Source organism: Idiomarina sp., from assembly GCF_019431395.1.
GTDB lineage: Bacteria > Pseudomonadota > Gammaproteobacteria > Enterobacterales > Alteromonadaceae > Idiomarina.
Genome location: NZ_CP080268.1, coordinates 1,552,290 through 1,568,455 on the forward strand (window position 1 = coordinate 1,552,290; position 16,166 = coordinate 1,568,455).

The 16,166-nt window shown below is 52.3% G+C and carries 16 protein-coding genes and 1 tRNA gene; 3 read left to right on the forward strand and 14 right to left on the reverse strand.

Features of this window, described 5'->3' with window-relative positions:
- Nucleotides 1-60: 60 nt before the first annotated feature.
- The 3 genes from KZ771_RS07665 to KZ771_RS07675 are packed head-to-tail and all read right to left on the reverse strand — an operon-like array spanning nt 61 to nt 3,819.
- On the reverse strand, nt 61-297 hold the full coding sequence (locus KZ771_RS07665; protein ID WP_290652692.1) for a hypothetical protein: 237 nt from the start codon (nt 295-297) through the stop codon (nt 61-63).
- Entirely contained in the window at nt 282-2,501 is a 2,220-nt protein-coding gene (locus KZ771_RS07670) for a putative inorganic carbon transporter subunit DabA (RefSeq protein ID WP_290652694.1), read from the reverse strand. The genes KZ771_RS07665 and KZ771_RS07670 overlap by 16 nt, the downstream gene beginning before the upstream one ends.
- A complete protein-coding gene (locus KZ771_RS07675; RefSeq protein WP_290652696.1) occupies nt 2,485-3,819 on the reverse strand; it encodes an NADH-quinone oxidoreductase subunit L in 1,335 nt (444 codons plus the stop codon). Before KZ771_RS07675 ends, KZ771_RS07670 begins: the two co-directional genes overlap by 17 nt.
- Before the next feature lie 119 nt (nt 3,820-3,938).
- On the opposite strand from KZ771_RS07675, the gene KZ771_RS07680 reads away from it, so the two are divergent.
- The 3 genes from KZ771_RS07680 (at nt 3,939) to KZ771_RS07690 (ending at nt 6,622) form a co-directional block, all read left to right on the forward strand.
- The gene (locus tag KZ771_RS07680; RefSeq protein WP_290652698.1) at nt 3,939-4,808 is read left to right on the forward strand and encodes a LysR family transcriptional regulator; all 870 of its coding nucleotides are present in this window, start codon (nt 3,939-3,941) and stop codon (nt 4,806-4,808) included.
- A gap of 127 nt (nt 4,809-4,935) precedes the next feature.
- Entirely contained in the window at nt 4,936-5,373 is a 438-nt protein-coding gene (locus KZ771_RS07685) for an LPP20 family lipoprotein (protein ID WP_290654825.1), read from the forward strand.
- A gap of 76 nt (nt 5,374-5,449) precedes the next feature.
- Nucleotides 5,450-6,622, forward strand: a complete 1,173-nt coding sequence (locus KZ771_RS07690; RefSeq protein WP_290652700.1) for a flagella assembly protein FlgT — start codon at nt 5,450-5,452, stop codon at nt 6,620-6,622.
- Between the two features lie 244 nt (nt 6,623-6,866).
- Here the strand turns inward: KZ771_RS07690 and KZ771_RS07695 are convergent.
- The 11 genes from KZ771_RS07695 to KZ771_RS07745 all read right to left on the reverse strand — a co-directional run bounded on the left by KZ771_RS07695 (nt 6,867) and on the right by KZ771_RS07745 (nt 16,161).
- Nucleotides 6,867-6,943 (reverse strand) — tRNA-Arg (locus tag KZ771_RS07695).
- Nucleotides 6,944-7,360: 417 nt separating this feature from the next.
- Nucleotides 7,361-9,094: an EAL domain-containing protein gene (locus KZ771_RS07700; RefSeq protein WP_290654826.1), complete on the reverse strand. Its 1,734-nt coding sequence runs from the start codon at nt 9,092-9,094 to the stop codon at nt 7,361-7,363.
- Entirely contained in the window at nt 9,082-9,369 is a 288-nt protein-coding gene (locus tag KZ771_RS07705) for a PAS domain-containing protein (RefSeq protein WP_290652702.1), read from the reverse strand. Before KZ771_RS07705 ends, KZ771_RS07700 begins: the two co-directional genes overlap by 13 nt.
- A gap of 3 nt (nt 9,370-9,372) precedes the next feature.
- Nucleotides 9,373-9,660, reverse strand: coding sequence for an ATP-binding protein (locus tag KZ771_RS07710; RefSeq protein WP_290652704.1), 288 nt, complete (start codon nt 9,658-9,660; stop codon nt 9,373-9,375).
- Between the two features lie 12 nt (nt 9,661-9,672).
- Nucleotides 9,673-10,935 (reverse strand): ATP-binding protein, encoded by a 1,263-nt coding sequence (locus KZ771_RS07715; RefSeq protein ID WP_290652706.1) that lies wholly within the window; start codon nt 10,933-10,935, stop codon nt 9,673-9,675.
- Nucleotides 10,932-11,753: an alpha/beta hydrolase gene (locus KZ771_RS07720; protein WP_290652708.1), complete on the reverse strand. Its 822-nt coding sequence runs from the start codon at nt 11,751-11,753 to the stop codon at nt 10,932-10,934. The genes KZ771_RS07715 and KZ771_RS07720 overlap by 4 nt, the downstream gene beginning before the upstream one ends.
- A gap of 335 nt (nt 11,754-12,088) precedes the next feature.
- Nucleotides 12,089-12,868, reverse strand: a complete 780-nt coding sequence (locus KZ771_RS07725; protein WP_290652710.1) for a sterol desaturase family protein — start codon at nt 12,866-12,868, stop codon at nt 12,089-12,091.
- 322 nt (nt 12,869-13,190) lie between these two features.
- The gene (locus KZ771_RS07730; protein ID WP_290652712.1) at nt 13,191-13,796 is read right to left on the reverse strand and encodes a CDP-alcohol phosphatidyltransferase family protein; all 606 of its coding nucleotides are present in this window, start codon (nt 13,794-13,796) and stop codon (nt 13,191-13,193) included.
- Nucleotides 13,789-14,436 (reverse strand): ATP-binding cassette domain-containing protein, encoded by a 648-nt coding sequence (locus KZ771_RS07735; RefSeq protein WP_290652714.1) that lies wholly within the window; start codon nt 14,434-14,436, stop codon nt 13,789-13,791. Before KZ771_RS07735 ends, KZ771_RS07730 begins: the two co-directional genes overlap by 8 nt.
- Nucleotides 14,429-16,012, reverse strand: a complete 1,584-nt coding sequence (locus KZ771_RS07740; protein WP_290652716.1) for an ABC transporter permease subunit — start codon at nt 16,010-16,012, stop codon at nt 14,429-14,431. Before KZ771_RS07740 ends, KZ771_RS07735 begins: the two co-directional genes overlap by 8 nt.
- Nucleotides 15,991-16,161 (reverse strand): hypothetical protein, encoded by a 171-nt coding sequence (locus tag KZ771_RS07745; RefSeq protein ID WP_290652718.1) that lies wholly within the window; start codon nt 16,159-16,161, stop codon nt 15,991-15,993. The genes KZ771_RS07740 and KZ771_RS07745 overlap by 22 nt, the downstream gene beginning before the upstream one ends.
- Nucleotides 16,162-16,166 lie beyond the last annotated feature (5 nt).

The window sequence follows — 16,166 nt, forward strand, 5'->3', positions numbered from 1 at the left end:
GACTAATTAATAGCACAAAATAATAGTTCGTCAACTAAACATAACCATATTTATGTGTTTTTAACACTTAAAAACTACCGGGCGCTGTAAAAATGGGTTTTTACGTCGCCATAATGCGTTTTTCATGTCTTGCTCTGTTTTTAATGCCTCATCGACACTGCCATCTTCGTGCTGCAGGCTGAACGGCTTGTTGAACGGCCGATTGCGAATGCAGTCGTAGAGATCTTTCAATAAATAACAGGTGCGCGTTGACGGCGCTGACGTTTTATCGCTGTCGGTTCTTACTCGATTGGGCATAGATCACCTCTTGCGTTGAGTCGGTAAACGTCAATCCATTGATGTTGGTACAATTGGTTAAAGTCGCTGGCTTGTGCCAGGGCTTTGTGGATAAGCGCTTCGTCGTCTGCTTCGATAATGACGCTAAGACGCAACGGTTTATGGACGAAATCTTCGCCGTCGTGCACAGACTGCCAGGCAAGCCCCAGTCGCAAGTCGCCGCCATTACCTTCGAATACGCCGATATCATTGGCTACGCGGTTATGCAGCAACTTATTGCCACTGCCTAAACGGGCGGGCTCGGTCACCGCGGTGTAGTACTGCCAGTTAATCCAGTTCGCCACCAATCCCGGTGCTGATAGCAATGCAGTAAGCAATGAGCCGTCAGTATCACGTTGCGCGTCGTAATCATGCAAAAAGGTATGGCCCTGCGGGTTCTGCTCGCTTAAACGCCGGGCGTTACCAAAAAACAAAGCCTGATTACCGGCAAGGCCCCATTCCGGCCGTAGTTCGGCCCAGTGGTTGGCACGGGTTGCACGGTTGTGTTCCTGCTGCAGCGCCCCACTGGCCTGTTTAAACGTTGCCTGCAGCTTTTCCGGGACATCGTCCGAGAGCCAAAAAACCTCATCGGTCACTGTCTCATGCAAAGCAGCATAAAAGGCCGTATTGCCGGGAATGTTGTAGCCGTGGGCGGACAAACGCTGGCGAATAGCCGACTGATTCAGTAAATGGCACAATACGCGGGCACTAAGGGCTCCAGTTTCGCCACCACAGGCGCCGCAGTTCAAGCCCGCCCGCTGGGCGTGATTACTGTGCTTAGCCCCATGCCCGACCAGCACCACGTGTTCAGCGAATTCGGTCAATTGCATACCGGCCAATGCCTGCGCACACATCTCCGCCAGTTGATCGCAGGTGACCGGTTGCCCGTTGTGATAAATCTCTGAATCGGCGTTAAATGTCGCGGTATCCAACAAGCCTGGTTTGCCCTTGATCAATTCCACCAGTTTGCTCAGACCCAGTGCTTCGACCCCGGTAAACATCGATGCCGGGCTATTAAATGCACGAGACAATAGATCTTTTAGCGGCGCGTCAGTACCTTGCTGTTTAACGTAAAAGCTCGGGCTCAATAAACCCGGAACATGCGGAATACGTTGTTGCTGCTCGTCTTCGCGCCCCAGCGGTACGCCAAAAAAGCCGGCAAAGCCTTTAGTCCTGGTTGGCAAGCCTTGTGCTTGCCCGGCAGCTTGTAAAGCGCGGCGGTAGCGCTCAGAGCGCACATCGATGCAAAACACCGCTTGTAACTCAGGTTTATCAGCCGACACCTCAGGCGCCGGCTTAAACTGTAGTTTCTTAAGCTGGGTTTTCTCGTAAGCTTTTTGCCATTGCCAGTATACCGCCTGGCACTCACTTATCTGCTCTAACGCCTGTTGGCTATTGGCTGATTGCTGCCTGAAATGGTCCGCAATGGATGCAAACACGTCCGCGTTGGTCATTTCTGCCAGCTGCCACAAAATAAAATCCCAGGCCATGCGAATCGCCAATAACTGGATCAGCCAGTCACTGCCGTACTGACGGTCCTGATAGCTTAAGGCTGCGGCCCAGCCGAGCACGTCAGTCAGCAGTGCCTGACAATAATAGCGCTGTTCGCTATCACCAGCCGACGCCAGATACGTTTCCTCGCAGGCCTGAAACAGCGCGGCTGGTGTATCGGGCAAGGCGGCAAACAGTTGGTTCAGATCTTCTTCATCCATCAGTGTTTCGATACCGCGGTCCGCGCGCGAAATCGTTAACCAGTGCTGGTAAAGCGAACTGGCACTGCCCTGCCCCTGAAAGCGCCGCGGAAACTGCATAAACAAACCGCAACTCTGGCTTATTTGGAATACCACCTCGTCGTGCCACAGCATTTTGCGGCGGCGCTGCTGATAGCGATCAACCAGATGGCTGATATTATAAAAGCGCGGCGTTTCGCGAAGCTTAAGTAAATCCAGCCGCATATCCTCGCTAATCAGTTCTGCATCGATACCGCCCTGCTCTGCCTGCTGTAGATAAAACTCGGCACTCATGGTTAACGCCACGTCACCACAATAGCGCCATTCAGCGGCAACCTCCGGCAGCGGGCGATGCCGAAATTCCCACAAGGGATTAACCGCCACCCATTGTGGCAACGGCCATTGCGGGGCGACGTTAGCGACAGCCTGCGCGGCAACTTCAGCGAGTTTGCTCATACAACTTTCCCTTTACAGCACTGACATTATTGCGTGATTGATAGTAGTGGATCGGATGGCTCGGCCATAGCCACAGCACTAACCGGGTCAGCCATTCATCCAGATACAAACCGGCATTTAAACTGATAAACCAGCGCTGACTGACAGCATATTGCGGGGTGTGATGTATCAGCCAATAGCAAATGGCAAACACATTAGCGATGGCGGCGGTGGCTAACTCTAATGGCAGCGAAATATCACGATTCTCAATGATCTGCGCAGCACCCCACACCAGCAGGCCATAACTGATAACCAGTGCTGAAGACAGTAACAGCCGCCAGCCACTGCGGTTTAAATTCATCCAAATGGTGGCCAGGACCATAGCCAACAGCGCCGATGGCAGCCATTTAGCCGACCCGGTGAGCAGCCACGCCGCGACAATACAGGCAAGCTGGAACAGCACAAACACCATCACTACCCGCGGCAGTGAACGCGCTTCCGATTGCTTGATGTACGCCACTTCGCTCACCGACAAAAACGCGTGCGCTTTATAAACCGAGTGCGCGACCAAGTGCAGCAGCGCCAGATCGTAGTAACCGAGGCCGATTTCCAGCAGCATTAAACCCATCTGGGCGCTGGTAGACCAGGCAAGCCGAACTTTTATGCTGATCCGTGTCGCCATAATTAATGCCGCAACACAGCAGGACACCGCAGCCACCAGGCACAGTAGCCATATGGCGGGCGTGGAGACGCTCCACACCGGTTTAGTGACCAATAGTAATAAGCCGCCCAAATTAATAATGCCGGCGTGCAGCAATGCTGATACCGGTGTCGGCGCTTCCACCACCTGAATTAACCAGCCATGCAGTGGCAGCTGGGCACATTTAATCAGCGCCGCCATCACCAGACAAATGCCCGCAGCATGCTGCATCAGGTGAGGCGCCTGCGGCATCAACGATAATGCCCGATCAAGTGTTGCGGTGCCGGTTTGCAGATAAATTAGCAGCAGTGCGATGCCCAGAAAGGTTTCGGAGCAGCGAGCCAGAATAAACTTTTTGTGCGCCGCTAACACCGCCCTGTCGCGCTCGGGGTAAAACATCAGTAACTGGTGCAATAGCAGGCTTATCGACACCCAGGCGGCAAAGAACAGCAGTAAGTGATTACTGACAATGAGTACCAGCACCGCAGCCAGACACAGGCTCATGTAGCGCATAAAAACGCCGCGGCGCGGGTCTAAACGAAAATTACGCCACGAATAGCGCAGCACCACCATCGCCAGCACGCCCACCAGCGCCAGCAATATGGGGCGAATTCCTGAAATTGTCAGCAGTTCTGCCATACCCCGTCCTACGTATTACCAAATAATTAACTTGGGTAGTGTGGCGGCTGGACAATGTTAAGTAAAATAGATATAAACTAATAATTCGTTCTTTTTAAAAGAACATTTAAGAGGCTCGCGTGAATTATAAGCACTTATTTTATTTTTGGCATGTTGCCGATAGTGGTCATTTAACCCAGACCGCGCAAAAGCTGCATGTGTCGCAATCGGCATTATCGTCGCAAATTAAACAGCTGGAAGATTGGCTGGGGACGGCGTTATTCGAACGTCGGGGACGACAACTGGTATTGACGCAAGCCGGTCATATTGCCAAACAGCATGCTGATCGCATTTTTGCCGAAGGCGAAAGTCTGGTGCAGCAAATCAAGGACGGCTCGTCATCGCAGCCTGCGGTTATCCGCATTGGTCATGCGTCGACGATGTCGCGTAACTTTGTCGAGGCCTTTATCAGTGACCTGGTGCATCAGCAGCAAGTGCATTACCGTCTGCACTCGATGACGCCGGATCAGCTATTTACCGAGTTGGCGAATCACCAAATTGATATTGCGCTGGCCAATACCAATGTCCGCGGCGGTGATAAACAACTATGGCAAAGTCGGTTACTGGCACGTCAGCCGGTATCATTAATTGGCCCACCCGGGCTGGGTATCGATGCGCTGACTTCTGATGCGTTAATTGGCCAACATTGGGTATTACCGCCGGAAAATCTAACGCTGCGCTCGGCGTTTGATATGCTCAGTGCTGAGTATAACTGGCAGCCGATTATTCTGGCCGAGGCCGACGACATGGCCATGTTACGGCTGCTAACCCGTGATACCGGTGCGTTGGCCGTGATCCCCGACGTCGTTGTACGGGACGAGCTAAATTCCGGCCAGTTGACGCGTTATTTGCAGCTACCTAATGTGTATGAGCAGTTTTATGCGATTACGCTTAAACGGCCGTTTCAGCACCCGATGGTGATTAAGCTGTTGCAGAAGTTTAGTCTTTAGGCTGACTATTTGAACCTAAAGATTTTTGTGCAGCTGCCGTTATAGCAGGTATCACGTAAGGTATTACCGCAAATACGACGAGGTTGTCATGAAACGATACGCTGCTACATTCGCCATTGCTGCATCCATGCTGTTATCCGGCTGCAGTGCTTATTATGATTTGGCTTACGACCAGCAACACGTGGAGTGGGAAACCGAAACCCCGGATCAATTCCCGGTCTTAACGGCGGTTGGCTACGCGCCGATTGCGGATCAACCCGGTGATAACCAGCAGCACAAGGATCTAGCCGCCATGCGCGCGTCCAAACTAGCCGCCTACCGCGAGCTCGCCGAGCAGGTTTATGGGCAACGTATTGCCGGCGGCAGTTCAGTCGAGAACTGGGCGCTGACTAACGATACCTTCCAGGCCTCGGTCGATGGTGTTATCCGTGGTGCCGAGGTTATTCGCACCTATACCGTCGGCGAGTATTATGCCACTGAACTGAAGTTGGACTTTCAGAAGGTGCACCGCATTTACCAAAGCACCAGCCGCCAGCAGAAAATTAAACGTGTGGTCTACTACTAAATCCTTAGTGGTACGTTTTTTGCTTCTGTCAGTTCAGTTAATAAATACCGACAAAATTCTGTCAAGCGGGTAGTGAATGAACTGGAAAACCATACTTCTGGCGTTAGTTTTGGTGTTTGCCGTTACGGCCGAAGCGCGCGTCGTCGAAGCTCAGGGCAGTGCGCGCATTGTTAACGGCGACACCGATGAAGCGCGCGAGCGTGCTATTAAAAGCGCGTTGCAGCAGGCCTTACTAATTAGTGGAAGTTCAATATCCAGCGTTCAATCTATCGTTAACGGTGTACTCAGCACCAACCAAACTCAAATCAGTGCGTCCGGCGATATTGAGAGGGTTAACATTATTCGCGAAGAGGTTCGTGATGACCGCGTGGTTGTGTTGCTACAGGCCGAAATCTGGAACCGGGATAACTCCTGTCAGGCGGATAATTACAAGGTCGCGTTAACGGTTGTGCCCTTTGAACTCAGTAACCGCGAACATGGTGCGTTTGGGCAAGTTTGGTCGTTAGGCAAGGTCGCAGCCAATCGTCTGACACGGGAAATAGCCAGCCGCAGTGACCGTATTTTTGTCAGCCATACACTGTCGCGTAATACCGGCCTTAATGACGCGTTAAACCGGCTTAATTTAGAACAGCTTGGCATGATGGCGCGCGAAATCGGCATGGCAAATGACAGCCAGTATGTGGTGTTTGGCCTATTCGATGATTTGTCTATGGTTGAAATTGAACGTGGTTGGGGTTACCTGGATTCAGATTACCGCCGCAACTATGCACTGACCTTGTACCTGTTAAATGCCAGCAGTGGTGAATTACTGACCCGCGCCCGGGTTAGTGATATTGAGGCCTGGACTTACGACCGCAACGAGGCTGTTGACGTTGCCGCTAATGAGTTTTGGGATAAACCATTCGGTGCGGCACTGATGACCGGCATTGAAGATCTAGCCGCCGGCGTACGCGATCAATTACGTTGTAAACCCACTCGCGGCCGGGTTGTCTGGCAACAGGACAATCAAATTCAATTTAACCTGGGCGAACAACATGGCGTGCGTGTTGGCGATCAGTTAAAGGTGGTGCACCCGTCAAACTTTGTTGATAACGAAGGTCTTTACCGGCAAAAATGGCAGGTGAGTGAATTTACCGTTGAAGTTACCCAGGTACAGCACAACACCGCCGTGGCCGAATTAAACGGCGACGGTATTCTGACCAACGTACAGGTTAACGACTGGGTTATTCCGGTAGAGCGGGAACGCTAGGCGCCGCCTTCGGCTTCGCTCGCGGATAAACAGACCTCCCGTCGACTGCGGGCTCGCCCCGCCGGTGCGTTCGGCTTCGCCCGCGGATAAACAGACTTCCCGTCGACTGCGGGTTTCGCCCCGCCGGTGCGTTCGGCTTCGCCTCTCTAAACCGACGGCTACTTACGATATGCAAAGGTTCTGCTACGACTGCAGAGCCATCTCATTTTTTGTGTTTGGACGTTGAATTCTTTTCAGGTGTGAGTGGCGTTCCCGGCAGGAGTCGAACCTGCGACCTGCCGCTTAGGAGGCGGCTGCTCTATCCTGCTGAGCTACGGGAACACGGCGCGAATTATGCCACCCAGGCAAACTGAGAGCAAGGTGATCGCACCAGCAATCGGTGCATTGAATACCGTCGTGCATGAATTCAAAAAAAGAATTCAACACCCTCACAATAAAAATGAAATGGCGCTCGCGATGAAGAGGGCCTCTTGCATATCGTAAGTAGCCGCCGGTTTAGAGAGGCGGAGCCGAACGTACCGGCGGGGCGAGCCCGCAGTCGACGAGAAGCCAACGACATAAAGCGAGTGCGAAGCACGAGCCAAACGATCGCTAAGCGAGTGCGCAGCACGAGCCTGGTTTAGCAAGGCGCGCAGCGCCGCCAGGCAAACGAGCAACGCGAGTGCCCAGCAAGGCGCGGCGAAGCCCGCGCCGCCAAGCAAGCGGCCGCAGGCCGCGCCAAGCAGCGCCAGCTGTCAGCTAGCTGGCTAGCGCCGCCCTCACCGCCTGGCGTATTTTTTCGTCGTCCCAAGGCTTGGTTAAAAAGCGAAATACTTCGCCTTCGTTTAATGCCTTCGACAGTACTTCCTCATCTTGATAGGCGGTCAGCACTATTCTGGCTGTGTGCGGATACATTGAGCGCACATGCGTTAAAAAGTCGACGCCCTGCATTTGCGGCATGCGGTGATCGGATAACACCACATCGACGCGGTTTTGCGCGAGTAAATCAAAGGCTTCGTTAACCCCTGATGCCGTCAGAATATGGTAACCATCCCGCATCAATAAGCGCCGCAGTGATTTGTGCACGTTCTCCTCGTCATCCACAATCAACAACGTCCGCGCTTCCCGTTCGTCATCAAAGGCAGCATCCGCCTGGTAGTCGTTAATAAACTCAATTAACGCTGGTTTAGGCATGGGCTTGGCCATCAAAAAGCCCTGCATGGCATCGCAATTGGCCCGCCGCAAGTAACCGCGTTGCGCGCTGGTCTCCACACCTTCTGCCAGCACTTGTAACTTTAAGTGGTGCGCCATCGAGATAATGCCTTCGGTAATAGCGGCATTCTGGCTGTCATGCGTCAGCTCCTGAATAAAGCTACGATCAATCTTAACCCAATCGACCGCTAAGTCTTTCAAATAGCTGAGACTCGAATAGCCCGTACCAAAGTCATCCAAAGCCACGTGCACACCCAAATCTTCAAGTTCTGACAACTTACGACTAACCAACTGCGGGTTTTCTACCAGCACGGACTCGGTCATTTCCAGCACTAAACAGCGCGCGGGTAACTTCGATTCCTTCAACGCCGCTTCCACGTCACCAACAAATTCCTGCCGCAACAATTGAATAGCCGAGATATTTACCGACACCGTCGCCTCAGGAATCATGCGGTTACGCAGTTCAGCAAAATCTTTACATGCCCGGCGCAGGATCCAACGTCCCAGGGTAACGATTTGGCCGGTATCTTCCGCAATTGAAATAAATTCGACTGGCGAAATCATGCCCATGACTGGATGATTCCAGCGCACCAAGGCTTCGCAAGCGATAATTTCGTTATTGGCTAAATCAAATTGAGGCTGGTAGTGCAGTTCAAACTGCTTGTGCTCAATGCCCGCTTTGAGCGCATGACGAATTTTCAGCGTGCGGCTAGTCGATTCATCCAACTTGGGATCATACCACTGATAATTATTGCGCCCCTGCTTTTTCGCCTCGAACATCGCCATGTCTGCCTGACGCACCAGTTGCAACGGTTGTTCGTCATACAACTCAGTAGTGGCAATACCTGCGCTGGCCGAAATCGGCAACTCGTTGTTATCAATGACAAAAGGTTCGGCAATAGATGCGAGCATCCGTTCTGTAACCAACGCGGCGTCGCTGGGATGACTTAAATCCGGCAATACCACCACAAACTCATCGCCGCCCAAACGCGCCAGCGTATCGCCCGGGCGTATGTGTTGTTTAAAACGTTCGGCAGCGGCCTGCAACAACTTATCACCGAGCTCGTGGCCGAGGGTGTCGTTAATGGGCTTGAAGCCGTCGAGGTCAAAAAATACTACAGCCAAACAACCTTGATTTCGCTGACCCAGACTAAACGCCTGTTTTAGGCGGTCTTCTAACAAGCTGCGATTAGGTAAGCCGGTTAACGTGTCATAATTCGCAAACTTAGCAACTTTCTCCTGCAGCCCCTGCAGTGGGGATACGTCTTCTAAATGTACCATTCGCACAGGGTTGCCGTGCCAAAACGTTGGTACGTTAAAATGCCTAACCGGAAGCTCTCTGTACCGTTTGGCAAAGCCAAGGTTCCAGTCGCGCCTAACAACGAATCCGCCTCAAAATTTAATGGCAAAATACGATCACGTAATTCAATGTCGCTTTGCATCAGCATTGACTCTGCTGCCGGGTTGGCATACAGAATTTTTCGCTCTAGTGTGACCAGCAATGCGGCCGAGGGCATATCTTCTAGTAGTTGTAATAATAATGCATCAGATGTCATCGTTTATCCTTCAGCGGCCTGCGTCAGCACCACCTTAATTAAGCATCCCTGTTCAGGCGAACTCTCTATAGTCAACATTCCATGATGTAAGTCAACAATTTTGTCCACCAGCGCCAATCCCATGCCACTACCGGCTATGGTTTCGACTCCCTGACCACGACTAAACGGCTTTAACAGGCGTTTTGCATGGTGGTTTTTAAAACCCTGTCCGTTATCGGCAAAGCACCAGGCAACTTTATTACTGCCTAAACGCTGCGTATAAACTTGAAACTGCAGCCGCGTCAGCTGCACGCAACCGCCGAGCTACCGATATGTTGTTCCGGATTCGCTATCTGAGTCATTGTCACGCTCCTGTGCTAGCGGTAGCCACAAAGTCACTGTTGTGCCCTGCCCGACATCACTGTCTATCTGTAGTTTGCCAAAATGCCGACGTATCATGTTATACACCAGCGATAACCCCAGCCCCGTGCCTTCACCCTCGGGTTTGGTGGTAAAAAACGGCTCTATCGCATGGTTCAGGGTATGTTCATCCATCCCCACACCACTGTCGGTTATCGTAACTTTGGCGTAATTGCCGTCAGTTTCGCTGACGATATGGATCTCGCCAAACCGTTCGATAGCCTGCGCTGCATTGATTAGCAGGTTCATCATCACTTGGTTAAGCTGCGCCGGATCAAACTTGACCCTAACCGGAGTTTGGATAAATTGGCGCTGGATATGAGCTTTATTTTTAAGTTCGTTGTTTATAACCCGCAAGGTGGTATTGATTTGATCATGCAGCTCACAGGTTTGCTCCTTACCCGGGGCGCGGGTAAATTGCGTTAACGCTTGGGTAATGCTGGTGATGTGCTGCACGCCCTGTTGGCTCTCGTTTAGCAAATCCACCAGGTCATCTTTAATGAAGTCAAAGTTCTCAGCGGCGAGACGCTGCTTGATGTCGTCGCCCCTGGCATCCGCTAAAATAGCCAGCAATGTCGTTAGATAATGATCCAGGCTATTAAGGTTCGACTGAATATACCCCACCGGGTTGTTAATTTCGTGCGCGATACCTGCAGCGAGTTGACCCAGCGCGGCAAGCTTTTCGGTTTGCAGTAATTCATGGTTAGTATTTTCAAGCTTTTCCAGCAACTCTTTTTGGCGGTTACGCTGCTCAATTAACTGGTGTTGTTGCCTGCTTAAATCGCGATTCAGGCTTTCAGTATAGTCGCGTTCCTGGATCAGTTGTTGTTGCAGTACCAGGTGTTGCTCCGCCGGCATAAAAACAAATAAGGCCTGGTTAGCATGTTGCGGGTGTGCCGATGTTAAAAACGGCAAACCGCCGAGCGGCGTTTTTAAGTAAAGCGTGTGTTGTTCACAGTCCAGGTTTTGGCGTAACTTTGGATCTAGGGCGGATAAGAAGTATAACCGCGAGGCGGCGGTCAGTATGGTGTCGATAGACGTATCGATAAGCTGCTCGGGCGTTTGCCCCATATGCGCAGCAAACGCCCGACTCACATCTTTAATGGTTCGCCCGTCTAATTCAAGCGTCAACGCACGTATGGGCCAGTCGCGGATAGCTTGACTCATACCGTAATGTCAGACGATTCGATTAATGATTCAATGTGGCGCACTATCAGTTCGGGCGCACTAACGTGGGGATAATGCCCGCGCGCATCTATTTCTTCCAGCGTCGCGTTAGGCAAGTGTGCAGCGGTATACTCAGCAACTTGCTTCGGCACGACGATATCTTTATCGGCCTGCAAAATGGTCACCGGGCAGTCGACCGAGCTAAGCTTGTCACGTGTATCCGAATAAAAGGTCGCGCGGGCAAACGCACGCACGATACGATTTTCACCGGCAGTAAAGTGATGATGTAATTGCTCGGTTAGCTCCGGCCGCTCGGGGTTTTCCATCACCTGCGGCGCCAGTGTTTGCGCCCAGCCGAAGAAGTTCTGTTCCATCATCATAATCAGCTGATCCACGTCTTCCTTAGCAAAGCCGCTCTCGTAATCCGGCTCGTCATGGATGTAACGCGGTGACGGGTTCAGCATAACGATGTGCTTTAACCGCTGCTTAATCTCCGGGTAGGCAATAGCGCTAATGCTACCGCTGACCGAATGAGCAACCAGCACGATGTTATCCAGCTCGAGCGCCTTAATTACCTCGACTAGGTCTTGTGCATAGCCATCGAGCGAGTCATAACGATGTTCATCGTAGGCATTTAAATCAGACTCACCGCTACCAACGTAGTCAAACAACACGACTTTACATTTGTTATAAAAGTGCGGGGCTACCTGATTCCAAATAGTTTGATCACAGCCAAACCCGTGAGCAAAAAGCAGCGTGGTATCTCCATCACCACGAACGTTGACATTATTACGCAAAAGGATCGCATCTCTGTCCATGCGCGCACCTTGTTTTGTTAATATTTTGTGTACTATATAGCATTATCTGTATGCTTCGACAACCTTCCACCGGCGGGGATACGCTTTGTCCCACTTTGCGGCGGCTATTTGCCCTGCGGGCGGCTCCTTGCCACTCTGCGGCGGCTGTTTGCCCTGCGGGCGGCTATTTGTGCCTACGGCACGGCTATTGGCAGCGAGCCTTCGGCCGCTGCGGCTTTATTGCTGGATACATTTAAGTGTCTTTTTGTCTTTAAACAGCCGCAACGAGCGAAGCGATGTTGCCAACAGCCGTCGCGAAGCGACCAATAGCCGTGCCGCAGGCACAAACAGCTGATTTACCCAAAAGGAATACGCAGCAGGCCCCAAAGTTTGGTGGTGAGCGAGGCGTCGCGGTAGTCGGTCAGGCCGATGTCGACGTTGTCTGAGCCAGCCTGAGGTTGGCCGGTGTAGCTGTTAAACAGATGGTCCCACCAGCTAACACTAAAACCGTAGTTGGAGTTGGTTTCTTTTTTTATACTGCTGTGATGAATGCGGTGAAGTTCCTGTGTGATCAATACCTTACGAACAGCTTTTTCTAACTTTGGCGGCAGTGCCACATTGCCGTGGTTAAACAGCGAACAGGCATTTAATACCACTTCGAAAATGATAATCGCCAAAACCGGTGCGCCCAGCGCGACAGCCACGGCCGCTTTAATGCCCAGACTTAAGACTATTTCGATGGGATGAAAGCGCAGTCCAGTAGTTACGTCAAAGTCCGGATCGGCATGGTGTACGCGATGCAGACGCCATAAAACGGGGATACGGTGAAACGCGCGATGCTGCCAGTAGATGGCAATGTCCAGTACCATAAAGCTCGCCACGACAGCAAGCCAAGCGGGCACTTGCAGCATATTGAACAAACCCACGCCCTGCTGCTGTGCCCATAGCGCCGCGCCTACCACACCAGCCGGCACTAACAAACGCGTTACCAGCGTATCGATAACAACAATGCCGAGGTTCGCCGGCCAACGCTGCCAACGGTTATACCGCGGCTGCCGCTTAGGCCGCGCCACTTCCCAGCCCACCATCAACGCCAGCACGCTAAGAAAAATTGTCAGTCGTATAATCGCTTCCATCTTCTCACCCGTCCAATATAACGGAACAAACACCTTACAGGCTAAACACCAGAGATGTCACCGCAGAGACGCAGAGCCCGCAGAGAAAACCCTTTTTGCTAAAACACTAAAAACATTTACCACAGAGGACACGGAGGACACGGAGGACACGGAGAAAACATTTAGAAATGTAAAACCAAAACATTCAGGGTTTGTGTTTCCCTTGTAAAGGTTTTCTCCGTGCTCTCCGTGTTCTCCGTGGTTAAATTTGTTTTCCCTTTTAAAGTATTTTCTCTGCGGGCTCTGCGCCTCTGCGGTTATATCATTAGCAACGCCAAACAAGTCATGAAAGTGTGCGGTAGCCGCTGTACAGGCGGGTTAGCGCGGTTAGCCAGCAGGCAGCGGCAAATACGTACGCGAGCATAACGAAGTGTTGCGGCCACAGGCAGAACAGCACAAACGCCAGTATGGTCTCGAAGCCTTCGGTTAAACCGCCCATGTAGTGCAACGATTTATTCGGGTAATCGAGGTTCTCGATACCACGTTTGGCGGCAATACCGGCAAAGGCTAAAAACGTTGAGCCGGTTCCCATAAAGGTCACCATTAACACCCCGGCGGCCACCGCATTTTGCGTCGGATCTGCCAGCAAAAATCCCAGCACTACCGCACTGTAAAAAATAAAATCCAGTACAATGTCCAGATAGCCGCCGGCATCTGTCTGCTGAGTCTGCCGAGCTACCGCACCATCCAGGCCATCGGCCAGGCGATTTAATAAAATAAACAGCAGCGCCACAGTGTAAAACTCGAACGCCAGTGCCGGCACTGCCAGCAAACCAATTAAGAAACCACTCACCGTTACCTGGTCGGCGCTGATATTGTGCTTAACTAACCAGCCCGCTGCTGGCTCGAGTATTTTTCGCGTTAGCGGCGTAATAACCGGATCAAACATGTGTTTCCCCAAGTTCTACCAATGGGCCCTGACCATGGTCAGCCGCATCATGCGTCACTAAAATGGCCGGGATATTGCGTTGTTTGATTTGCGCAAAAGTCCACTCGCGAATGTGCCGACGCAATTGCGTATCCAGCGCCGAAAACGGCTCGTCCAGCAAAATGGCCTCAGGCTCAGCCAGCAACGATCGGATCAACGCAATACGCGATTGTTCCCCCCCACTGAGCTCATCCGGCATTGCCGTTCGTTTATGCTGTAATCCCACCGCCTGCAGTGCCTGCTCTGCACGTTGCCGCTGCTCTGCTTTGCCAACCCGCGGCAGCGCAAACAATAAATTCTGCAATACCGTCAAGTGTGGGAACAGGTCACCTTTTTGATACATCAAGCCAATCTGACGCCGCTCAATGGGCTCTTTATCCATACGTTTGCCACCCAGCCAAAGTTCGCCGCTGGCACTAAAATCATGCAGCGGCTCGCCCAGAACCCAGCGCAATAACGTACTTTTGCCGCTGCCACTGGGGCCAACGATGGTCGCCACCTCACCGGGTTTAACCCGCAGTTCCGTCAGACTGATCCGCGACTTACCCTGCCGGCTGATGTCAAGCTGTCGAATCAGTAATGAATCCGTATTGTCAGACACTGACTTGTGTTCCCCGTTGTCGACGTTGAATCATTAAAACCAAACTAAATACCAGCAATGGCAATAACGTCTGCATCACTGCATAGACCGCAGCCAAACGCCAGTCGCCGCCGGAGGCGATGCTGACCGTTTCGGTAGTTAAGGTCGGCAAGGTCCCCCCTGCCAGCCACAGCGTCGGCAGATATTGCGCAATGCTCACCGCAAAGGCGATAGCAAAGGCCGTTAGCAGCGGTCCTTTCAGCATCCGGGGCACCAGTGTAAACCAGGCGCGGCCATAGCTGTAGCCCAGACTTTGCGCCTGATAAAGCCAACACTGGTCGAAATTCACCCAGGCGCCGTGCATAACCAGGTATGCATAAGGGAAGCCAAATACCACATGCGACCACAGTAAAACAGCGCCTTCAGAGCCCTGTCCTGCAAGCTGTTGCCAGCCCAGAACCAACACCAACTGCGGCACTAACAACAACAGTAATGGCAATACCTTCAGCTGCTTTTGCCGGCGCTGTCGTTGTCGCTCTAATACCGTAACCGCTGCCGCCACCGATGCTATAGCGCTAACTAGAGCAACCCAAAACGTATCCCATAGCAGTGGCGCCACATAGGGCCACTCGGTTATCCAGCGCTGCGGCTGCCATGCGCCGGGCTGTAAATCGGGATAAAACCACGCGCCGGCAATACTTTGTACCACTAACATCCCGATAACCAGTAGCGACACCACAACCAAAGCCGCCGCAACGGCGCGGCTGGCAAGCGACAGATGCCATTGCCGTCGCGACGTTTTAGCAAACTGCTGCCGTAAGCGTTCAGCCACACACCGATACGCGCGAATAGCCATCAACATCGCCGCCAATGCCAGGGCACTGGTTAATATCAGCAGCCACACGCCCTGACTGGCATTATCCTGATTGCCCCATTGGTAATGTTGTTCAAAAGCCACCACGGCAAGTAAACCCGGCGCATTGGGGCCTAATAACAACGGGATATCAACGACCGACACGGTATAAATAATAATGGCAGCCAGAGGGAGTTTTAGCCGTGATAACAGCACCGGAACAATCAGCGTCCACCAGCTGCGGCGTGCCGACCAGCCCATGCTCTGCGCCTGCAACAACCAGCGCTGATAGGGAATTTGTTTTAGCTGGGTGCTGACCATCAACAACATAAAAGGGAGTTCCTTAAGCAACAAAACCAGCGTCAACGTTAACAGCGACTTATCGGGTAATGGCCAGCCGCTCGGCGGTGTCGGCAGCAGCCCGGTCATGGCTTCGACAAGGCGTACCAGATAACCCGTAGGGCTGAACAAAAACACAATCCCCACAGCAAAGGCAACATGCGGTGTTGCCAGCACCACGCTAAGACCATTAAACCAGCGGCTGTTCGCAATAACAGGGGCAACCGCAAAACTCAGCCAGGCAACCAGCAGCGCGCTGCCCCCTGTTACTAAGAGTGTTTGCAGTAATGGCCAGGTCCATAGCGCCCAGTCAATAGTCGATGGCAATTGCAAAGCCGGCAATGCCGCGAGTAGCGGCGCACCGACTAATACCAGTAATACCGTTACTGAAAGCGCTCTAACCACGCCTGCTCCAGGTAGGTTTGCCAACTGGCGTGAAAATCCGGTGCTACCGGCAACAATGCGTTTGTTTTGGCGCCTGACAGTTCGACAACCGCCGGGTCGCCCCAGCCATCAAGCTGCGCTTTACGCAGCTGAGCCTGGTCACTGAGCATAAAAT

Coding starts and splice junctions, on each gene's coding strand:
- KZ771_RS07675 (WP_290652696.1), bottom strand. CDS start 3,819: ATGGCAGAACTGCTGACAATTTCAGGAATTCGCCCCATATTGCTGGCG.
- KZ771_RS07685 (WP_290654825.1), top strand. CDS start 4,936: ATGCTGTTATCCGGCTGCAGTGCTTATTATGATTTGGCTTACGACCAG.
- KZ771_RS07705 (WP_290652702.1), bottom strand. CDS start 9,369: ATGACATCTGATGCATTATTATTACAACTACTAGAAGATATGCCCTCG.
- KZ771_RS07665 (WP_290652692.1), bottom strand. CDS start 297: ATGCCCAATCGAGTAAGAACCGACAGCGATAAAACGTCAGCGCCGTCA.
- KZ771_RS07690 (WP_290652700.1), top strand. CDS start 5,450: ATGAACTGGAAAACCATACTTCTGGCGTTAGTTTTGGTGTTTGCCGTT.
- KZ771_RS07720 (WP_290652708.1), bottom strand. CDS start 11,753: ATGGACAGAGATGCGATCCTTTTGCGTAATAATGTCAACGTTCGTGGT.
- KZ771_RS07700 (WP_290654826.1), bottom strand. CDS start 9,094: ATGGTACATTTAGAAGACGTATCCCCACTGCAGGGGCTGCAGGAGAAA.
- KZ771_RS07715 (WP_290652706.1), bottom strand. CDS start 10,935: ATGAGTCAAGCTATCCGCGACTGGCCCATACGTGCGTTGACGCTTGAA.
- KZ771_RS07725 (WP_290652710.1), bottom strand. CDS start 12,868: ATGGAAGCGATTATACGACTGACAATTTTTCTTAGCGTGCTGGCGTTG.
- KZ771_RS07730 (WP_290652712.1), bottom strand. CDS start 13,796: ATGTTTGATCCGGTTATTACGCCGCTAACGCGAAAAATACTCGAGCCA.
- KZ771_RS07670 (WP_290652694.1), bottom strand. CDS start 2,501: ATGAGCAAACTCGCTGAAGTTGCCGCGCAGGCTGTCGCTAACGTCGCC.
- KZ771_RS07745 (WP_290652718.1), bottom strand. CDS start 16,161: ATGCTCAGTGACCAGGCTCAGCTGCGTAAAGCGCAGCTTGATGGCTGG.